General features: G+C 72.3%; 19 protein-coding genes. 10 read left to right on the forward strand and 9 right to left on the reverse strand.

Going from position 1 to position 17,685, the window contains the following annotated elements; genetic code table 11:
- Nucleotide 1: 1 nt before the first annotated feature.
- From B140_RS0106105 to B140_RS0106115, 3 genes are read right to left on the reverse strand one after another with little or no spacing between them, the layout of a single operon-like run.
- The gene (locus tag B140_RS0106105; protein ID WP_018118471.1) at nucleotides 2–601 is read right to left on the reverse strand and encodes a Maf family protein; all 600 of its coding nucleotides are present in this window, start codon (nucleotides 599–601) and stop codon (nucleotides 2–4) included.
- 28 nt (nucleotides 602–629) lie between these two features.
- The gene (locus B140_RS0106110; protein ID WP_018118472.1) at nucleotides 630–839 is read right to left on the reverse strand and encodes an acyl-CoA carboxylase epsilon subunit; all 210 of its coding nucleotides are present in this window, start codon (nucleotides 837–839) and stop codon (nucleotides 630–632) included.
- Between the two features lie 9 nt (nucleotides 840–848).
- Nucleotides 849–2,423, reverse strand: coding sequence for an acyl-CoA carboxylase subunit beta (locus tag B140_RS0106115; protein WP_018118473.1), 1,575 nt, complete (start codon nucleotides 2,421–2,423; stop codon nucleotides 849–851).
- Nucleotides 2,424–2,516: 93 nt separating this feature from the next.
- Between B140_RS0106115 and B140_RS0106120 the strand changes: the two genes are divergently transcribed.
- On the forward strand, nucleotides 2,517–3,272 hold the full coding sequence (locus B140_RS0106120; protein ID WP_018118474.1) for a biotin--[acetyl-CoA-carboxylase] ligase: 756 nt from the start codon (nucleotides 2,517–2,519) through the stop codon (nucleotides 3,270–3,272).
- Between the two features lie 11 nt (nucleotides 3,273–3,283).
- The gene (locus tag B140_RS0106125; RefSeq protein WP_026166059.1) at nucleotides 3,284–3,742 is read left to right on the forward strand and encodes a hypothetical protein; all 459 of its coding nucleotides are present in this window, start codon (nucleotides 3,284–3,286) and stop codon (nucleotides 3,740–3,742) included.
- A gap of 36 nt (nucleotides 3,743–3,778) precedes the next feature.
- On the opposite strand, the gene B140_RS0106130 is transcribed toward B140_RS0106125, so the two are convergent.
- Both B140_RS0106130 and B140_RS0106135 read right to left on the reverse strand, forming a co-directional pair.
- The gene (locus B140_RS0106130; RefSeq protein ID WP_083912252.1) at nucleotides 3,779–5,818 is read right to left on the reverse strand and encodes an ABC transporter ATP-binding protein; all 2,040 of its coding nucleotides are present in this window, start codon (nucleotides 5,816–5,818) and stop codon (nucleotides 3,779–3,781) included.
- A 2-nt stretch (nucleotides 5,819–5,820) separates the two neighbouring features.
- Nucleotides 5,821–7,539 (reverse strand): ABC transporter ATP-binding protein, encoded by a 1,719-nt coding sequence (locus B140_RS0106135; RefSeq protein ID WP_018118477.1) that lies wholly within the window; start codon nucleotides 7,537–7,539, stop codon nucleotides 5,821–5,823.
- A gap of 85 nt (nucleotides 7,540–7,624) precedes the next feature.
- On the opposite strand from B140_RS0106135, the gene B140_RS12115 reads away from it, so the two are divergent.
- From B140_RS12115 to B140_RS0106150, 3 genes are read left to right on the forward strand one after another with little or no spacing between them, the layout of a single operon-like run.
- Complete coding sequence (locus tag B140_RS12115) at nucleotides 7,625–8,902, forward strand: 5-(carboxyamino)imidazole ribonucleotide synthase (RefSeq protein WP_083912253.1); 1,278 nt, start codon at nucleotides 7,625–7,627, stop codon at nucleotides 8,900–8,902.
- A 28-nt stretch (nucleotides 8,903–8,930) separates the two neighbouring features.
- Nucleotides 8,931–9,431, forward strand: a complete 501-nt coding sequence (gene purE / locus B140_RS0106145) for a 5-(carboxyamino)imidazole ribonucleotide mutase (protein WP_018118479.1) — start codon at nucleotides 8,931–8,933, stop codon at nucleotides 9,429–9,431.
- Between the two features lie 5 nt (nucleotides 9,432–9,436).
- Nucleotides 9,437–9,901, forward strand: coding sequence for a YdcF family protein (locus B140_RS0106150; RefSeq protein WP_026166060.1), 465 nt, complete (start codon nucleotides 9,437–9,439; stop codon nucleotides 9,899–9,901).
- Between the two features lie 64 nt (nucleotides 9,902–9,965).
- Here B140_RS0106150 and B140_RS0106155 read toward each other — a convergent pair whose 3' ends face one another.
- On the reverse strand, nucleotides 9,966–10,619 hold the full coding sequence (locus B140_RS0106155) for a TIGR03089 family protein (RefSeq protein WP_018118481.1): 654 nt from the start codon (nucleotides 10,617–10,619) through the stop codon (nucleotides 9,966–9,968).
- 49 nt (nucleotides 10,620–10,668) lie between these two features.
- Nucleotides 10,669–12,330, reverse strand: coding sequence for an LCP family protein (locus B140_RS0106160; RefSeq protein WP_018118482.1), 1,662 nt, complete (start codon nucleotides 12,328–12,330; stop codon nucleotides 10,669–10,671).
- A 108-nt stretch (nucleotides 12,331–12,438) separates the two neighbouring features.
- Here B140_RS0106160 and rfbD point away from each other — a divergent pair, with 108 nt between their 5' ends.
- The 4 genes from rfbD (at nucleotide 12,439) to B140_RS0106180 (ending at nucleotide 16,047) form a co-directional block, all read left to right on the forward strand.
- On the forward strand, nucleotides 12,439–13,308 hold the full coding sequence (gene rfbD / locus B140_RS0106165; protein ID WP_018118483.1) for a dTDP-4-dehydrorhamnose reductase: 870 nt from the start codon (nucleotides 12,439–12,441) through the stop codon (nucleotides 13,306–13,308).
- 5 nt (nucleotides 13,309–13,313) lie between these two features.
- The gene (locus B140_RS0106170; RefSeq protein ID WP_051069264.1) at nucleotides 13,314–14,222 is read left to right on the forward strand and encodes a glycosyltransferase family 2 protein; all 909 of its coding nucleotides are present in this window, start codon (nucleotides 13,314–13,316) and stop codon (nucleotides 14,220–14,222) included.
- A 181-nt stretch (nucleotides 14,223–14,403) separates the two neighbouring features.
- Nucleotides 14,404–15,483 (forward strand): mannose-1-phosphate guanylyltransferase, encoded by a 1,080-nt coding sequence (gene manB, locus B140_RS0106175; RefSeq protein ID WP_018118485.1) that lies wholly within the window; start codon nucleotides 14,404–14,406, stop codon nucleotides 15,481–15,483.
- Nucleotides 15,484–15,756: 273 nt separating this feature from the next.
- Entirely contained in the window at nucleotides 15,757–16,047 is a 291-nt protein-coding gene (locus B140_RS0106180; RefSeq protein ID WP_018118486.1) for a WhiB family transcriptional regulator, read from the forward strand.
- A gap of 57 nt (nucleotides 16,048–16,104) precedes the next feature.
- On the opposite strand, the gene B140_RS0106185 is transcribed toward B140_RS0106180, so the two are convergent.
- Both B140_RS0106185 and B140_RS0106190 read right to left on the reverse strand, forming a co-directional pair.
- Complete coding sequence (locus B140_RS0106185) at nucleotides 16,105–16,614, reverse strand: hypothetical protein (protein ID WP_018118487.1); 510 nt, start codon at nucleotides 16,612–16,614, stop codon at nucleotides 16,105–16,107.
- A 73-nt stretch (nucleotides 16,615–16,687) separates the two neighbouring features.
- A complete protein-coding gene (locus B140_RS0106190) occupies nucleotides 16,688–17,143 on the reverse strand; it encodes a metallopeptidase family protein (protein WP_018118488.1) in 456 nt (151 codons plus the stop codon).
- A gap of 86 nt (nucleotides 17,144–17,229) precedes the next feature.
- On the opposite strand from B140_RS0106190, the gene B140_RS0106195 reads away from it, so the two are divergent.
- Nucleotides 17,230–17,667, forward strand: coding sequence for a DUF3499 domain-containing protein (locus tag B140_RS0106195; RefSeq protein ID WP_083912254.1), 438 nt, complete (start codon nucleotides 17,230–17,232; stop codon nucleotides 17,665–17,667).
- Nucleotides 17,668–17,685 lie beyond the last annotated feature (18 nt).

Below are 17,685 nucleotides of genomic sequence, written 5' to 3' on the forward strand. Positions count from 1 at the left end.
TTTAGGATTCCCAGAAGTCGGAGACAGTCAAGCCGAAAGAATAAAGGGCGCGGCGCAGTAATGGAAGCGAAAGCCCGATCACGGAGGAGGGGTCGCCCTCGATCCGATCGACGAACCATCCGCCCAGGGCCTCTAATGTAAAGGCGCCCGCACATTCCCAGGACTCCCCGGTGGCGGCGTAGGCGGCGATGTCGGCCTCGCTCGCGCGGGCGAAGGTGATCCCGGTGCGGGCGGTATCCACCACGGCGTTGCCGCCGGGGCCCACCACGCAGTGCCCGGTGAGCAGCTCCGCGGTGCGCCCTGCCTGGGCCTTCCAGCGGCGCACCGTCTCCGCCTCGGTGTGCGGCTTGCCCTGGAGCTGGCCGTCCAGCAGCAGCATGGAATCGCACCCCACCACCACGTCTCCGGCGTGCTCACCGGCTATGGCCAGCGCCTTCGCGCGGGCCAGGTGGGCCACCACCTCGCCGGGGGTGGCGTGCGGGGGCAGGGCGGCGCGCAGCGCGTCCTCGTCCACGTGGGCGGGGTGCAGCACGGGGTCTACCCCGGCGCCGCGCAGGATGGCGCGGCGGGAGGGGGACTGCGAGGCGAGGACGAGGCGCATGGCGGCTCCTTGGGGTCGGGCGGGCGGCTCAGCGGTAGGGGATGGAGGTAAACGCGCGGGGGTTGAAGGGGCGGGGGGAGAAGCGGTCGTCCGCCCGGCCCCAGCGGTCGTCGTCGATGGCGATGCGCCGCGCGGCGGCGCGCGCGAGATCGCCGAGGGCCTGGCGCAGGGCCTCGACCTCGACCTCGTCCGGCCGCCCGGAGAGCACCCGCAGGCGGGGGGTAAAAGCGTCAGCCATGAATCCTCCTTAGAGCGCGATGTTGCCGTGCTTCTTGGCCGGCGGGTAGGTGACCTTGCGGTCCAGCAGGCGCAGGCCCTCGACAAGCTGGCCGCGCGTCTGCTCCGGGGGGATCACCGCGTCCACCATGCCGCGCTCGGCGGCCTGGTAGGGGGAGAGGTGGCCCTCCTCGTACTCGGCGGTGAACTTCTCGGTGAGCGCGGACACGTCCTTGCCCTTGCGCTGCGCCTTGGCCAGCTCGGCCGCGTGAATCTCCGGGACGGCCGCCGCCGCGTGCACGGCGACGATCCGCGCGGTGGGCCACGCGAACACCAGGTCCGCGCCCAGGTCCTTCGCGCCCATGACCACGCTCGCCGCGCCGATCGAGCGGCGCGTGATCACGGTGATGGTGCCCACGGAGGCCTCCGCGTAGGCGTAGGCCAGCTTGGAGGCGCTGCGCACCATGCCGCCCAGCTCCTCGTCCGCGTCGGGGACAAAACCGGGGGCGTCCACGAAGGAGACCACGGGGATGTTGAAGGCGTCGCAGGTGCGGATGAAGCGGGCCGCCTTGTCCGAGGCGCGGGAGTCCAGCCAGGCGGAGTTCTCCGTGGGCTGGTTGGCCACCACGCCCACCGAGCGACCCTCGACGCGGATGAAGCCGGTGAGCACGTTGGGGGCGTGGTGGGGCTGGGTCTCCAGGAAGGCGCGCTCGTCGGCCACGCGGGTGATGACCTCGCGCATGTCGTACGGGGCCTCCGGCTCGTCCGGGATGAGCAGGTTCAGCTCGGAGTCCGTGGCAGACAGGTTGTCCGCGATGGAGCCGGTGAGGCGGGCCTCCGCGGGCCGGGGCGCCTCCGCGCGGTTGTTGGAGGGCAGGTAGCCCAGCAGGGCGCGCAGGGTCTCCACGGCCTCGGCGTCGCTGGTGGCGGTCAGGTGCGCCGAGCCGGAGCGCTCCGCGTGCTCACGGGCGCCCAGGGCGGGCCGGTGCTCCCCGGGGCGCTCCGCCTCGCCCAGGCGCAACTGCGCCTGGCCCTCCACCATGAGGGTGAGGTCCGCCGAGCCCACCAGCAGGGCGTGGGGCCCGGCGGCCTCGCCGGTGAGCACCGCGATCTGGGGGATCACCCCGGAGGCCTGCGTGGCGGCGGCCAGGATGCGGGAGTAGAAGGACAGCGCGGCGGTGCCCTCGGCGGCGCGGGCGCCCGCGCCCTCGATGAAGGCGATCAGGGGCACGCCGGTCTTGGTGGCCAGCCGGTAGATCTTCAGGATCTTCTCGCCGTACACCTCGCCCAGGCGGCCGTCGAAGACGCTGGCGTCCTGCGCGTACACGCACACCTTGCGCCCGGAGACGGTGCCGTAGCCGGTGATCACGCCGTCGGTGGCGGGGCGGGTGGCGTCCAGCCCGTAGTCCGTCACGCGGTGGCGGGCAAGGGCGTCCACCTCGACGAAGGAAGAGGCGTCGAGCAGCGCCCCGATGCGCTCGCGGGCGGTGAGTCGGCCCGCCTCGTGGGCGTCCGCGATGGCGCGATCGCCCACCGGGGCCTGCGCCTCGGCGAGGCGGGAGGTGAGGTCCGCCAGTTTGCCGGCAGTGGTGGAAAGATCAGTCATGGTTGCACATTCTAGGCGGTGGGCGCGCCGGGCAGGGGGTGCGGTGCCCGCGCCGCCGCCACGAGGGCCAAAAGTGCTCCTAAAGTGGGGAGCATGGATGAACCAACCCTTCGCACCCGCCTGGGGTCGGCGGCCGGCGCCTACGCGCGCCTGCGCGTGGTGCCCCAGACCGGCTCCACCAACGCGGACCTCCTCGCAGAGGGGGACGCCCCCGACCGCAGCGCGCTCATCGCCCGCCACCAGACCGCCGGGCGGGGCCGCCTGGACCGGCGCTGGGAGGGCACCCCGGACAAGCAGCTCGCGCTGTCCGTGCTGTACAGGCCGGCGGCCAGGCTCGTGGACCGGCTGGGGCTGCTGCCCCTGGCGGCGGGGCTGGCGGTGGTGGACGTGGTCCCCCAGGCGGGCCTGAAGTGGCCCAACGACGTGCTCATCGACGGCCGCAAGCTCTGCGGAATCCTCGTGGAGGCCGCGGACCTGAGCACCCGCCCCCGCGTGGTAGTGGGCTGCGGGGTGAACCTGGCCCTCGAACGCGAGGAGCTTCCCGTGGCCCACGCCACCTCCCTGGCCCTGGAGGGCATTGACCACGATCCGGCCCGGATCGCCGCCGGGCTCCTCGAGGCCCTGGAGCGCCGCGTGCAGCAGTGGACCTGCGGCAGCCCCACGCTGCTCAAGGACTACCGGGAGCGCTGCGTGACCCTCGGGCAGCAGGTGCGGGTGGAGCGCTGGGGGGAGATCGTGGAGGGGCGCGCCGTGGACGTCTCCGCCACCGGCTCCCTGCTGGTGGACACGCCCCGGGGCCGCGAGGAGTTCTCCGCGGGGGACGTGACCCACCTGCGGCCCGCCACGTAGGGTGGACGGTCATGGCAGGCTTTAGCCCGGAACCCCGGGAGAGGGTAGTGGTGGACGTCTCCGCCCCGTTGAGCACGCTGACCCTTCCCGCGCTGGAGGCCATCCTGCTCACCGGGGTGGCGTGGATCGTCATCGGCTACCTCGACCGCCCCGAGGTAGCCGTCAGCCTGGACCTGCGCAACGCGCTCGTGGGGCTGTGGGCCCTGGCCCTGTGCTGGCGGCTGGTGCTGCCGCTGTGCCGGGCCCGCCGCCAGCGCTTCATGGTCACCACCCGGCGCATCCTCGTGCGCGGACCCGGCCTGGGCGCGCGCACCGACGAGATGTCCCTGCGCTACGTGCGGGGGGCGCGGAAGAAGGGGCGGGGCCGCCTGGCCCTGGGCCTCATGGGGTACGACCGCCCGCTGGTCTTTGCCCGCATCCCCCGGCCCAAGCGCGTGGCGCAGGCGATCGACGGGCTCACCGGCTGGTAGGCCCCGGCGGGGGCGGGGCCTACCCGGTGCAGAGGCTTAGGATTCCGCGCCGAACTGCGCCGCGTGGAGCCGGGCGTACGCCCCGCCGCGCGCCACCAGCTCCTCGTGCGTGCCCTGCTCCACGATGCTGCCCTCCTCCATCACCAGGATGACGTCCGCGTCCTGGATGGTGGAGAGGCGGTGCGCGATCACAAAGGAGGTGCGCTCGGCGCGCAGCGCGCTCATGGCCTCCTGCACCAGCACCTCGGTGCGGGTGTCCACCGAGGAGGTGGCCTCGTCCAGGATGAGCAGCGCGGGCCGGGCCAGGAAGGCGCGCGCGATGGTCACCAACTGGCGCTCCCCGGCGGACAGCGAGCCCCCGTCCGCGTCGATCCGCGTCTGATACCCCTGGGGCAGGGAGCGCACGAAGCGATCCACGTAGGTGGCCTTGGCGGCGGCCAGGACCTCCTCGTCGGTGGCGTCGAGCCGCCCGTAGCGGATGTTCTCCTCGATCGTGCCCTCGAACAGCACGGCGTCCTGAAGCACCATGCCCACCTGCGAGCGCAGGTCGCGGCGCGAGAGGTCGCGGATGTCCACGCCGTCGAGGAGGATGCGCCCGGCGTCTATCTCGTAGAAGCGCATCACGAGGTTGACCAGCGTGGTCTTGCCCGCGCCGGTGGGCCCCACGATGGCGGCGGTCTGCCCCGGGGCCACCCGCAGCGTGAGCCCGGAGATCAGCGGGGAATCCGGGGAGTAGCCGAAGCCCACGTCCTCGAACTCCACCAGCCCGCGGGCGCGGCCCTCCACCCGAGTGGCGGCGCGGTCCGGAGACTGCTCCGGGGCGTCGAGAAGCTCAAAGACGCGCTCCGCCGAGGCCACGCCGGACTGCAGCATCTGCATCATCCCGCCGAGCTCCCCCAGCGGCTGGTTGAACTGGCGCGAGTACTGGATGAAGGCCGTGGCGTCGCCCAGGCTCATCGCGCCGGAGGCCACCCGCAGCCCGCCGAGCACCGCGATGCCCACGTAGGAGAGGTAGGACACGAACTGCATGATCGGCATCATCATGCCGGAGAGGAACTGCGCCGTGGAGCTGGACCGGAAGAGCTCCTCGTTGCGCCGCCGAAACTCCGCCACCGCGGCTTCCGTGCGCCCAAAGACGCGCAGCACCTCGTGCCCGGAGAACGTCTCCTCCACGTGGCCGTTGAGCAGGCCGGTGGAGCGCCACTGGGTGGCAAACTGCTTCTGGGAGCGCGATCCGATGACCGCCAGCACCACCCCGGTCAGCGGGATGGACACCAGCGCTACCAGGGCGAGCTGCCACGACACCCAGAACATCATGGCCGTGATGCCGATAACGGTGAGCAGGGCGTTGAGCGCCTGCGCCAGCGCTTGCTGGAGGGCCTGCTGGATGTTATCGACGTCGTTGGTGGTGCGCGAGAGCACGTCCCCGCGCTTGCTCGCATCGAAGTAGGACAGCGGCAGCCGGTTGATCTTGGCCTCCACGTCGCGCCGCAGCCCGCGCACCGCGCGCATCACCAGGCGGTTGAGGATGTACCCCTCCAGCCACATGAACACCGATGCCACGAGGTACAGGGCGGCGATCAGGGCAATGAGCGCGCCCAGGCGGGAGAAGTCGATGCCCACGCCGGGGACAGCGTCCGTGCGGGCCAGCATGTCCGCGAAGGTGTCCTGCCCCTCGGCGCGCAGCCCGGTCACCACGTCCTCCTTGGCGGCGCCTTGGGGCAGCCGGGAGCCGAGGGCCCCGGCGAAGATCGCGTCCATGGCGTAGCCGGTGACGCGCGGGGCGTACACGTTGAGCGCCACGGACGCGGAGATGAGCGCCAGCACCAGGGCCAGCCGGGCCTTGTACGGGGAGAGCAGCCCGAGCAGGCGGGCGGCGCCCGCCCGGAAGTTCTTGGCCTGGCGCGGGGCGGAGCCGGACCACTCGTCCGCCCCGACCTTCTCCTGCAGGTCCAGGATCTCCTGCTCCGAGAGGTCCTCCGGGTGCTCTGGGGCGGTCGCGCCCGCCGCTGCGGGCGCCCCGGCGGTGCGTGCGGGGACGGCCCGGCCGCCCCGTCGGTTCCTATTACGCGCCATGATCAACGCACCTCCTCGGTGGCCTGGGAACGGACGATGTCTCGGTAGGTCTCCGAGCCTTCCAGCAGCTCGGCGTGGGTGCCCCGCGCCACGATCTCCCCGGCCTCCAGCACCAGGATCTGATCGGCCGTGGCGATCGAGCTGACGCGCTGGGCCACCACGATCATCGTCGCGCGCCGGGCCAGTGGCTCCAGGGCCGCGCGCAGCCGGGCGTCGGTGGACATGTCCAGGGCGGAGAAGGAGTCGTCAAAGAGGCACACCCTGGGCTCGGCCACGAGCATGCGGGCGATGGAGAGGCGCTGGCGCTGACCCCCGGAGACGTTGGTGCCGCCCTGGGAGATGGGCATGTCCAGGTCGCGCACGAAGTCCGCCTGCGCGGTGGACAGCGCCGCCCACATCTGTTCCTCGGTGGCCTCGGGGTTGCCCATCGCCAGGTTGGAGCGCACGGTCCCGGAGAACAGGTAGGGCTTCTGGGGTACCATGCTGGTGCGCCGCACGATCTCCGGGCCCGCCATCTCGCGCACGTCCACGCCGTCGAGCAGCACCCGGCCCTCGGTGGCGGTGTAGAGGCGCGGGATCAGCCCCAGCAGCGTGGTCTTGCCGGAGCCGGTGGCCCCGATCACGGCGGTGACCTGGCCGGGGCGGGCGGTGAAGGAAACGTCGCGCAGCACGGGGGCCTCGGCGCCGGGGTAGGAGAAGGTGACGCGGTCAAACTCCACCACGCCCTCGGCCCTCTCGGGGGTGCGGGGCGCGGCGGGCTCCGCGATGGAGGGATCGTGCCGCAGCACCTCGGTGATGCGGCCCGCGCACACGAGCGCGCGCGGCAGCATCATGGCCATGAAGGCGCCCATCATCACGGCGGTGAGGATCTGCATGAGGTACTGCAGGAACGCCGTGAGGGAACCCACCTCCACCGCCCCGGAGTCCACGCGCTGCCCGCCGAACCACATCACGGCCCCGGTGGAGAGGTTGAGGATGAGCATGATGATGGGAAAGAGCAGCACGAACAGGTTGCCGATGCGCACTGAGAGGTCGGTGAGCTCGGCGTTGGCCCGATCGAAGCGAGCCTCCTCGTGCTCCTCGCGGCCAAAGGCGCGCACCACCCGGATGCCGGTGATCTGCTCGCGCAGCACGCCGTTGATGGCGTCGATCTTCTGCTGCTGCCCGGTGAACAGGGGGATCAGGCGCGCGATGAGCAGCCCCACGGCGGCGAACAGCACGATCACGCTGGCCACCACCAGCCAGGACAGGCCGGGGTCCTCGCGCACCGCCATGACGATGCCGCCGATCATCATGATGGGGGCCGGGGCCATGAAGTTGAGCATCATCATGTACGTCATCTGCACCTGCTGGACGTCGTTGGTGCCGCGCGTGATGAGCGTGGCGGAGCCGAACCTCGCGGCGTCCTCGGCGGAGAAGCGCGCCACGCGGGAAAAGACGTCCTCGCGGATGTCCCTGCCGGTGGCCATGGAGGTGCGCGCGCCGAACCACACGGCCACGCAGGCGGAGAGGACCTGCACGAGGGCCACGCCCAGCATGATGCCGCCCACCCGCCAGATGAGGTCCACGTCCCCGCGCGCAACGCCCTCGTCGATGATCCGGGCGTTGAGGGAGGGCAGGTACAGGGTGGCCAGGGTGGAGACCGTTTGGAGGACGAGGATGGCGAGGAGTGCTCCGGCGTAGGGCCGGGCCCGCGAGCCGACGAGGCGTAAGAAGTTCACGCCGCCAGGCTAGCAAGCCCCCGGGACCGCTCCGGGGCGGGCGATCGAACACGGCGCCCGCCGGGCGGCGACTATAGTAAGCGGCGTGAATGACGCATCAGGAAACCCCGCAGCACACGCCCCCGGCCAGCCCACCGTGGCGGTGATCGGTGACGGCCAACTGGCCCGCATGATGCAGACCGCCGCCATCGAGCTGGGGCAGTCCGTGCGCCTGCTCGCCGGGGGGCGCGAGGCCTCGGCCGCCCAGGTGGCCGCCGACGTCCTCCTCGGGGACTACCGCGACCTTGAGGACCTCCGGGCCGCCGCCCGGGGGGCCGACGCCGTGACCTTCGACCACGAGCACGTGCCCGGCGAGCACCTGCGCGCCCTCATCGAGGAGGGAGCGAGCGTGCACCCCGGGCCGCACGCCCTGCTCTTTGCACAGGACAAGCTGGAGCAGCGCACCCGCCTGAAGGAGCTGGGCTTCCCAGTGCCGAGGTTCCGCGCGGTGGCCTCCCCGGAGGACGCCCTGGCCTTTTACGAGGAGGTTCAGGGGCGGGTGTGCCTCAAGGCCTGCCGCGGCGGCTACGACGGCCACGGCGTGTGGTTCCCCGAGGACCGCGAGGGGCTTGCCTCCCTGGTGGAGGAGCTGCTGGGCCGGGGCGTGGACCTGCTCGCGGAGGAGAAGGTGCTCTTTGACCGCGAACTCTCCGCGATGGTGGCCCGCACCCCCTCCGGCGAGGTGGCGGCCTGGCCCGTGGTGGAATCGGAGCAGACCGACGGCATCTGCCACCGCGCCATCGCGCCCGCGCCCCGCATGAGCGCCGAGCAGGACCGCGCCCTGCGGGAGCTGGCGGGGGACATCGCCCGCCGCCTGGACGTCACCGGGGTGCTGGCGGTGGAGCTGTTCGACCGGGGCGGCACCTACTGGGTCAACGAGCTGGCCATGCGCCCGCACAACACCGGGCACTGGTCCCAGGACGGCTCCGCCACCAGCCAGTTCGAGCAGCACCTGCGCGCGGTGCTGGACCTGCCGCTGGGTGCCACCACCCCCACCGCGCCGGTGACCGTGATGGTCAACACCCTCGGCGGCCCGGAGGACCCCGCGGAGCCGCTGCCTGACCGCATGGCCCAGGTGTGGCGGCGCTTCCCGTCCGCCAAGATTCACCTGTACGGCAAGGACTACCGGCCCGGCCGCAAGCTCGGGCACGTCAACCTGTGCGGCGAGGACGTGGCCGCCACCGTCCGCGAGGCGGACCTCGCCGCGCACTACCTGGTGCACGGCCGTTGGGCCGACGGCTGGGCCGCGCCCGCAGGCAGCGCGGCCCCGGCAGGCACCACCGGGAATACCGAGACCACCGAGACCACCGAGAGCGCCGACTAAACCGGCGCAGACGAGAAAGGACCTCCGCATGAATCCCGTTGTTGGCCTCATCATGGGCTCCGATTCCGACTGGGACACCGTGGCCCCCGCCGCCGAGGTGCTCGCGGAGTTCGGGGTGCCCTTCGAGGTGGGGGTGCTCTCCGCCCACCGCACCCCGGAGCGCATGCTGGCTTACGCGAAGAACGCCCACACGCAGGGGATCAAGGCGATCATCGCCTGCGCCGGGGGCGCGGCCCACCTCCCCGGCATGGTGGCGGCGGCCACGCCGCTGCCGGTGATCGGCATCCCGCGCGCCCTCAAGGACCTCGACGGCATGGACTCCCTGCTCTCCATCGTGCAGATGCCCGCGGGCGTGCCCGTGGCCACCGTCTCCATCGGCGGGGCCAAGAACGCCGGGCTGCTGGCGGTGCGCGTCCTCTCCGCCGGGGACGAGGCCCTGCGCGAGAAGATGGTGGCGTATCAGGAGAAGATGGCCGCCGAGGTGGAGCGCAAGGACGCCGCTCTCAAGCGCCGCCTCCTGGGGCAGTAGCACCCGTGCCGGTCTTGGTCCTGGGGGCGCGGCTGCGCGAGGGAACCGTGGGCCCCATGCTGACCGCCCGCCTGGACACGGCGCTGGCCTGCCTGCGGGAGCAGGGGGAGGGCGCCACGGTGGTGGTCAGCGGGAAGGGGGAGGCCCCCGAGATGGCGCGGTGGCTGATCCGGCGCGGGGTGCCGGAGGCGTCCATCCTGGTGGAGGACCGCGCGGAGTCCACCAACGAGAACCTGGAAAACGCCCACGCCCTGCTGCCCGGTGCCGGGCGCTGGGTGGTGGTGACCAACGGCTTCCACGCCTGGCGCACGCGCCTGTGGGTGTGGCACCTGGGGCTGCCCATGACGGTGGTGGCGGCGCCCACCCCCTCGCGGCGCCGCCCGCTCATGTACGCCCGCGAGCTGCTGGCGGTGGGGCACTCCTCGGCGCGCATCGCCTGGCGCCGGGCCGTGGGGCGGTGGGGTCGCTAGGGCCGCGTGCCGACGCCCCGGTGCCCGCGCTCTGAGACCCCGCGCCCCGAGACGCCCCGCGCCGCTAGGCCAGCCGCAGGGAGACTTTTTCCGCCTCCGCGATCTCCGCGAGGCGCTCCGGGGCGGACATCCCGGCCACCACCACGGCGGAGCCGCCCACGGCGAGGGGCTCGAGCACGGCGCGGCGGAACCCGGCGAGGTCCGTCCACCCGGTGGACAGCGCCCGGACCCCAGCGGGCAGGCCGCTGGCCGCCGCGAGGTCCCGTAGCGCCGGGGTGGGGGAGGGGAACTGGTCGCCGTAGAGGCGCACGGTGGGGCCGAAGTCCACGGTGCCCGGGGGCAGCACCCCGCCGGTTTCCACCACGCCCCGGCCGAAGGGGTCGTCGGTGACCACCACGAGGTCGCCGCCGTGCTCGGGCGCGCGGTCGGCGGAGCAGAACTCCGCCTCGGCGTCCGGGTCGTGGGCAAAGGAGTAGTCGATCCCGGCGGCCAGGGCGCCCAGGGCGACGACGCAGGACTGCCACCCGCAGGGCAGGCAGATGCTCACGCGCCCGCCGGGGGCGAGGTCCAGCTCCTCGTAGAGCATGTTGGCCACCTTGGCCGCCCAGTTATCCAGGGTCTGGGCGGAGAAGTCGAGGCGCGACCGGGTCTGCTCGTCGTACACGGTCAGGCGGGGGCGGGCCGGGTCCTCCGTGAGGAGGTGCGCGAGGAGTTCCATACCCGCCGATGGTAGGCCAAAAACCGGCGGCCCCGCCGAGGCGACGCGGCTAGTTGACGCAGCGGGGGCCGTGGCCGCCCGCGTCGATCTTGGGCGCCACCTCGGCGGCGCCGAAGTCGGCCCCCGGCTGGCCCACCGGCTCCTCCTGGGGCTCCGATTCCTCAGCGGCCGCCGCCGAGGCCGCCGTGGCGGGGGTGGTGGCGTCCTCGCTGGACAGGGCGGCGTCGTCGCGGGGCCCGGAGTAGTCCTCGGCGGTGACCACGATGAGCGTGCCCGGCTCCAGGGACTCGTTGACGGTAATCGGTAGGTTCCCGAGGCGTCGGGAGAGCTCCTCGGCCGCCGGGTCCTCGGCGGCGGGGGCCACCACCTGGCTGGTGGAGTACACGCCGGGCATGGCGTTGGTGGTCTCGGCCACGGTGTAGCCGGCCTGCGTGAGCAGCGCGGACACGGACCCGGCCAGCCCGGAGATGGACCCGGCGTTGAGCACGCTCACGGTGGCGTCGTGCTCCGGCGCAGCGTCAGCGTCGCTGGTCTCGGCGGGGGGCTGAGGGGCCTCCTCGTGGTCTTTCTTGCCCTCCTTGTCCCCGAGCAGGTTCTTCATGAAGGCGTGCACCTCCGGGGGGTCCACGGTGACGATGGACTCGCCGTAGTCGCCGGTGCCGTCGATGGAGGTCACGGGGATGGTGTTGAACACCACGTTGCCCCCGGCCAGGTTGGAGAGCTGGGTGGCAAAGCTCATGATGTCCATGTTCTCGTCGAGCACCACGGAGCGCTCCACCGCCTGGCTCATGTCGCCCAGGCGCGAGGGGTTGGTGAGCGTCCCGGCGGAGAGCACCTTGTTGACCATGGAGGCCATGAAGGCCTGCTGGCGCACCACGCGGTCGAGGTCGCCCCGGGGCAGCCCGTGGCGCTGGCGGACGAAGGCCAGGGCCTGGTGGCCGTCGAGGGTCTGCTGCCCGGCGTGGAAGTTGGCGCCGGAGAACTCGTCGTCCACGGCCTCGTTGAGGCACACGTCCACGCCCCCCACGGCGTCGGTAAGCAGCACGAAGCCCAGCAGGCCCACCTCGGCGTAGTGGTCCACCTCGATGCCGGTGAGGTCCGTGACGGCGGAGATCAGCCCCGCGCGCCCGGCCTCGGTGGACTGCTTGTCGATGCGCTTCTCGTCCGTCACGCCCCGGGCCTGAAGCTCGTCCTCCTTGCTGTTCTTGTAGCTGCTGAACACGCCGTTGATCTTGAGGTTGCCGTAGGTCTCGTCGCGGATGTAGGTATCGCGCGGGATGGACACGGCGGTGGCGGAGGTGCCGTCGTTGGGCACCCGGATGAGCATGATCGTGTCCGTGTTGTATTCGCCGTCGCCCACGCCCGCGCGCAGGGCGTCCAGCTCCGCCCGGCTCAGCGGCTTGCCCTGGGCGTCGGTGCGCGAGTCCGAGCCCACCAGGAGGATGTCGGTGGCGCCGTCCGGGGCGGAGCCCTTGGAGGCGTTGCCGCCGAGCTGGAGGTTGCCCGCGGAGGCGAGCTGGGAGCCCAGGCGGCCCACGGAGAAGTACCCCAGGGCGGAGAGCAGCAGCACCAGGGCGGAGAGCACCGCCAGGACGGTCCGCAGCGGGCGCGGCCCGGCCTGCGCGAGGGAGGCGGCCGCCCGCGGGGGCGCCTGGATGTGGCGCGAGGGGCGCGGGGCCGAGGCGGGCGGGGGCCAGGAGTGCTTATTCACTGTGTCTCATGCTCCAAGGTACTGGGTGGGGCCGGTACGCAATCGGTATAAAATCCGGGGCAACTACGTTTCAGATGAGGGAAAACCTACCCCAAGGAGTGTATCGCCGTGAAGGTGGTTGTCACAGGCGCCTCGGGCCAGCTGGGGCGGTGCCTGCGCCTGACCGCGCCCGAGGGGGCGCGCGTCACCTGGTGCGATCGCGGGCTGCTCGACGTCGCGGACGCCGACGCCGTGGCGCGCACCCCGCTGCTGCGCGGGGCCGAGGTGGTGATCAACGCCGCCGCGATGACCGCCGTGGACGCCGCCGAGGAGCGCGTGGCGGAGGCCGAGGCGCTCAACGCGCGCGCGCCGGGGGACCTCGCGCTGCGCTGCGCCCGCGAGGGCGCGCACCTGATCCACCTGTCCACCGACTACGTGTTCGGCGGCGCCGAGGCCGCGCGGGCCCGGCGGCCCCTGCGGTCCGGGGATCCGGTGCGCCCGGAGACGGTGTACGGCCGCACCAAGGTTGAGGGCGAGCGCGCGATCGCCCGGGTGGCGCGCGAGCAGGAGCGCTGGGGCGCGGCCTACACGGTGGTGCGCACGGCCTGGCTGTTCAGCGGGGAGGTGCTGCCGGGGCACCGGGACTTCGTGAGCACCATGCTGCGGCTGGCGCGCGAGGGGGTCGATCCGCGCGTGGTGGACGATCAAACCGGCAGCCCCACCTTTGCCATCGACCTCGCCCGGGAGCTGTGGAACGCGGCGGGGCGGCAGCCGCGCGGCGGCGCGATCCACCTGGCGGGGGCGGGGGCGGCCACCTGGTGCGAGCTGGCGCGCGCCGCCTTCGAGGAGGCCGGGTGCGACCCCGCCCGGGTCCGCCCGGTGACCTCGGCGGAGTATCTCACCGCGGCGCGCCGCCCGGCGTGGTCGGTGCTGGAGTCGGACCGCCCCCTGCCCGAGTGGCGCAGCGGGGTGCGCCGCGCGGTGGCGGCTACACTGTGAGCACCATGAAGCCCGCTGCGCCTACCGTGCCCACCGCGTCCCCCCAGGAGTCCCCGGCCCCCCTCGCGGTGATTACCGTGACCTTTTCCCCCGGGCGGCACCTGCGGGCGCTGCTGGACTCGCTGGGGGAGGCCACGCGGCGCCCCACGCACGTGGTGCTGGCGGACAACGGCTCCACGGACGGCGCCCCGCAGGCCTGCCGCGCGCCGGGCGTGGAGCTGCTGGATACCGGCGGCAACCTGGGCTACGGGCGCGCGATCAACGCCGCCGTGCGCCACCTGGCGGCCCGTCGGGATCGCGGGGAGATCGACCCGGAGTTTTTCCTGGTGGTCAACCCGGACGTGGAGTTCACCCCGGGGGCCATCGACGCCCTGCTGGACTGCGCGCGGCGCCGCCCGGGCGCGGGGGCCGTGGGCCCGCTGATCCGCCAGTCCGACGGCAGCGCCTACCCCTCGGCGCGCGCGATCCCCTCCCTGCGCACCGGCGTGGGGCACGCCCTGCTGGGGGGCGTGTGGCCGGGGAACCCCTGGACGCGGCGGTACAAGGCGGGGGAGGAGATGGGCGCGGAGCGGCGGGCCGGCTGGCTGTCCGGCTCGTGCGTGCTGCTGCGCTGGGCGGACTTCGAGGCGATCGGGGGCTTCGACGAGCGCTACTTCATGTACATGGAGGACGTGGACCTGGGCGATCGCCTGGCGCGGGCGGGTCGGGACAACGTGCTGTGCCCTAGCGCCGTGATCGAGCACGATCAGGGGCACGTGGCGCGCCGCTACTCGGCGGTGACGGTGCCCGCGCATCACGCGAGCGCCTATCGCTTCCTCGCGGACCGGTTGCCGGGGTGGTGGCGGGCCCCGGTGCGCGCGGCGCTGTGGCTGGGCCTGCGGGTGAGGGCGGGGCTGCTCCGGCTGCGGGGCTGAGGCCTCGCCCGCCTCACGAGGGCGTACCGCGCGGCGGCGCGTTGTGGGCGCCTTGGGCGTGTCTCACCACGTGGGAGGGGGACGGGGTGGGAGAATGATCCTCGCATATATCCCGCTCGCGTGGGGTGGCCACACGTAATTTACACGTAGTTATCGATAGCAAGGACCGTCAAGTAGCGCTATGCCGAATCCTCAGCAGACCGACGCCGTGATCCTCGTGGGCGGCAAGGGCACCCGCCTGCGCCCGCTGACCACGAGCACGCCCAAGCCCATGCTGCCCACGGCGGGGTACCCCTTCCTGGAGCACCTGCTGGCGCGCATCCGCGCCGCCGGGATCGAGCACGTGGTGCTGGGCACCTCGTACCGCGCGGAGGTCTTTGAGCAGTACTTTGGCGACGGTTCGGACTTTGGCCTGGACATCGAGTACGTGGTGGAGGAGCAGGCGCTGGGCACCGGCGGCGGCATCCGCAACGTGTACGACCGGCTGCGGCATGACACGGCGATGGTGTTCAACGGCGACGTGCTCAGCGGCATGGACCTGCACGCCCTGCTGCGCACGCACGAGGAGAAGCAGGCGGATTTGACCCTGCACCTGGTGCGGGTGGCCGACCCCAGCGCGTTTGGCTGCGTGCCCACGGACGCGGAGGGGCGCGTGCAGGCGTTCCTGGAAAAGGCGGAGGACCCGCCCACCAACCAGATCAACGCGGGCTGCTACGTGTTCCGCCGGGAGCTGATCGAGCAGATCCCGGCGGGGCGGGTGGTCTCCGTGGAGCGCGAGACCTTCCCCGGCCTGCTCGCGGAGGGCCGGCGGGTGTTCGGGCACGTGGACGCCGCCTATTGGCGGGACATGGGCCGCCCGGATGACTTCGTGCGCGGCTCCTCGGACCTGGTGCGCGGGATCGCCCCCTCGCCGCTGCTGGCGGGGCGCACCGGGGAGAGCCTGGTGGACGATTCCGCCGGGGTGCGCGACGGCGTGATCCTGGTGGGCGGCACCGTGGTGGGGCGCGGCAGCGAGATCGGCGCGGGCTGCCGGATCGACGACACGGTGGTCTTTGACGGAGTGACGGTGGAGCCGGGCGCGGTGGTCGAGGACTCGATCATCGCCTCCGGCGCCCGCGTGGGGGCCAACGCCCGGATCAAGGGCTGCGTGATCGGCGAGGGCGCTCAGGTGGGGGCGCGCTGCGAGCTTCTCGACGGCATGCGGGTGTGGCCCGGGGTGGTCATCCCGGACGGGGGAATCCGCTTTTCCACCGACGCCTAGCGCCGCCCGGGCGGCGGGGCAAGGGCCGCCCGGAGGGCTTTTCTGTGGGTTGTACACAGAAAAATCGCCACCACTATATGTAGTGCCCCCATCTTTTACCCCCGCCCGGTAAAAGCTGTGACTAATGTGGTTTATGGTGCTGCTGACGTGCCCTTATCCCGGAAGGGCTCCGCGGGGCCGCCGCATAGGTTGACGATATGTAGTGACGTGGTGTTGAATCACAACGGTGTAAGCAACTGTTGGGTACGCAGAAGGGACCGTGGCGTGGAAGATATGGCCGATGACGCCACACTCCGTGGCGGAACCACAGCCAAGCTCACCCTGGATGACCTCTTCGGGGCGGTAGAGCAGGAATGGCAGGATCAGGCGCTGTGTGCGCAGACCGATCCCGAGGCATTCTTCCCGGAAAAGGGCGGTTCCACGCGCGAGGCCAAGCGCATTTGCCAGGCCTGCGGCGTGCGCGACGAGTGCCTGGAGTACGCCCTGGAGCACGACGAGCGCTTTGGTATCTGGGGCGGGCTCTCCGACCGCGAGCGGCGTCGCCTGCGGCGGGAGATTTCCTAAGAGAAGCCACGAACCCCCGTATCCCCGGCAAGGGGATACGGGGGTTCGTGCGCGTGCTCAGGCGCGCCGGGGCGTGCGACCCGAGCGCAGCGCGATGCGGAGCACGGCGGCCACCGCGAGGGGGACGCCGCAGCAGGCCCAGGCGTAGAGGATGCCCACGGCCCAGAGGCCGGTTCCATCGCCCACGCCTGTGACGAGGGTTTCCACGGCGTAGTACAGGGCGCAGCCGACCGTGCCGCCCAGGGCGAGGGCCAGCGGCCCCGCGATCTCGTGGCGGGCTCGGCGGGCGCCGACCAGCAGCACGATCACGAGGGATATGGGAACGGCGAAGGCCACCACGGCCTCGCTGTGTATCACGCGAAAGAGGCCCTCGAGGATCGCGGTGCTCAGGATGAGGCCAAGCGCCGCCGCGATCCCACCCAGTTTCCAGGTCCCGGCGGTGCCCTCGGGGGAGGTGCGGCGTGGGGTTGTGCGCTCGATCAGCGCGATGATCCCGGCGCAGACGGCGGCGGGAACCGCGATCAGCGCGAGGCCGATCAGTACGACGGATACGAATGGTGACTGCACGATGCCTCCTGGCGCGTGGCGGGGCGGGGTCGCCCGCAGAATAAGGCCCCCGGCGGGGCCGCGCAACAGATGGCTACCACTGAAAGCCCGGGTCGATGTCCCGGGGGTCCACGTTGAGGTACCCGGCCACCAGGGCGGTGAGGATGGTGGCGAGCAGCTCGTGGAGTTCCTCCGGGCGCTCCACCCGGTGCTCGATGGGCATGCGGAAGATCACGATCCGCGAGCGGGTGGGGTTGCCCGCGGCGTCCACCCCGGCGGGGATGATCCGGCCCAGGGGGACGGGGCCGTCGGCCACGATCTCCGGGGGCAGGACGGTGAGGTCGGGGCGCAGTTGCATGCGGGGCACGGTGTCCACCGCCACGTCCAGGTTGGCGAGCTGCTCGGGGAACTGGGCGGCCAGGGGGCTGTAGGCCTCCAGCACGGCGGCGTCGAAAAGCTGCCCCCTGCTGCGGTAGCGCGGTAGCGTGGGGGGCAGGAGGGGGCCGCGCAGCCCGCGCTGGCGGCGATCCCGGAAGGCCCTGGTGTACATGGTGGTCAAGCCTACGTCGGCGGGGGGTGGGCGTGGGTGGGGCGCGCCGTCCGGGTATTCAAATCTCAAGTGGAGGTCTAGACTCTATGGGCGTGAATCAATTTCGTCGCTGTTCCCGTCCCGGCTGCGGCAAGCCTGCGGTGGCCACGTTGACGTACGCCTACGCGGAATCCACGGCGGTGGTGGGCCCCCTTGCGCCCTCCTCGGAGCCGCATAGCTGGGATCTCTGCGCGCACCACTCCGAGCGCATCACCGCGCCGCTGGGGTGGGAGATGCTGCGGGTGGAGGGCATCGAGGCGGACGACGACGAGGAGCTGACCGCCCTGGCGGAGGCCGTGCGGGAGGCCGGGAGGTTTTCCACCGGCCTGGTGGCGGGCCACGACCCCCGGGGGGAGGAGGCCGCCGAGGAGGCACTGAGCCCGCAGACCTCGCTGCACCCGGTTCACCGCTCCAAGCGGCTGGAGGAGGAAAAGCAGCGCCGCCGCGCCCACCTGCGCGTGGTGCGCGACGGCGACGAGCGCTGATACGGGGGAAGAGCCGGG

This window comes from Corynebacterium mastitidis DSM 44356 (assembly GCF_000375365.1).
In the GTDB taxonomy this organism is placed as follows: domain Bacteria; phylum Actinomycetota; class Actinomycetes; order Mycobacteriales; family Mycobacteriaceae; genus Corynebacterium; species Corynebacterium mastitidis.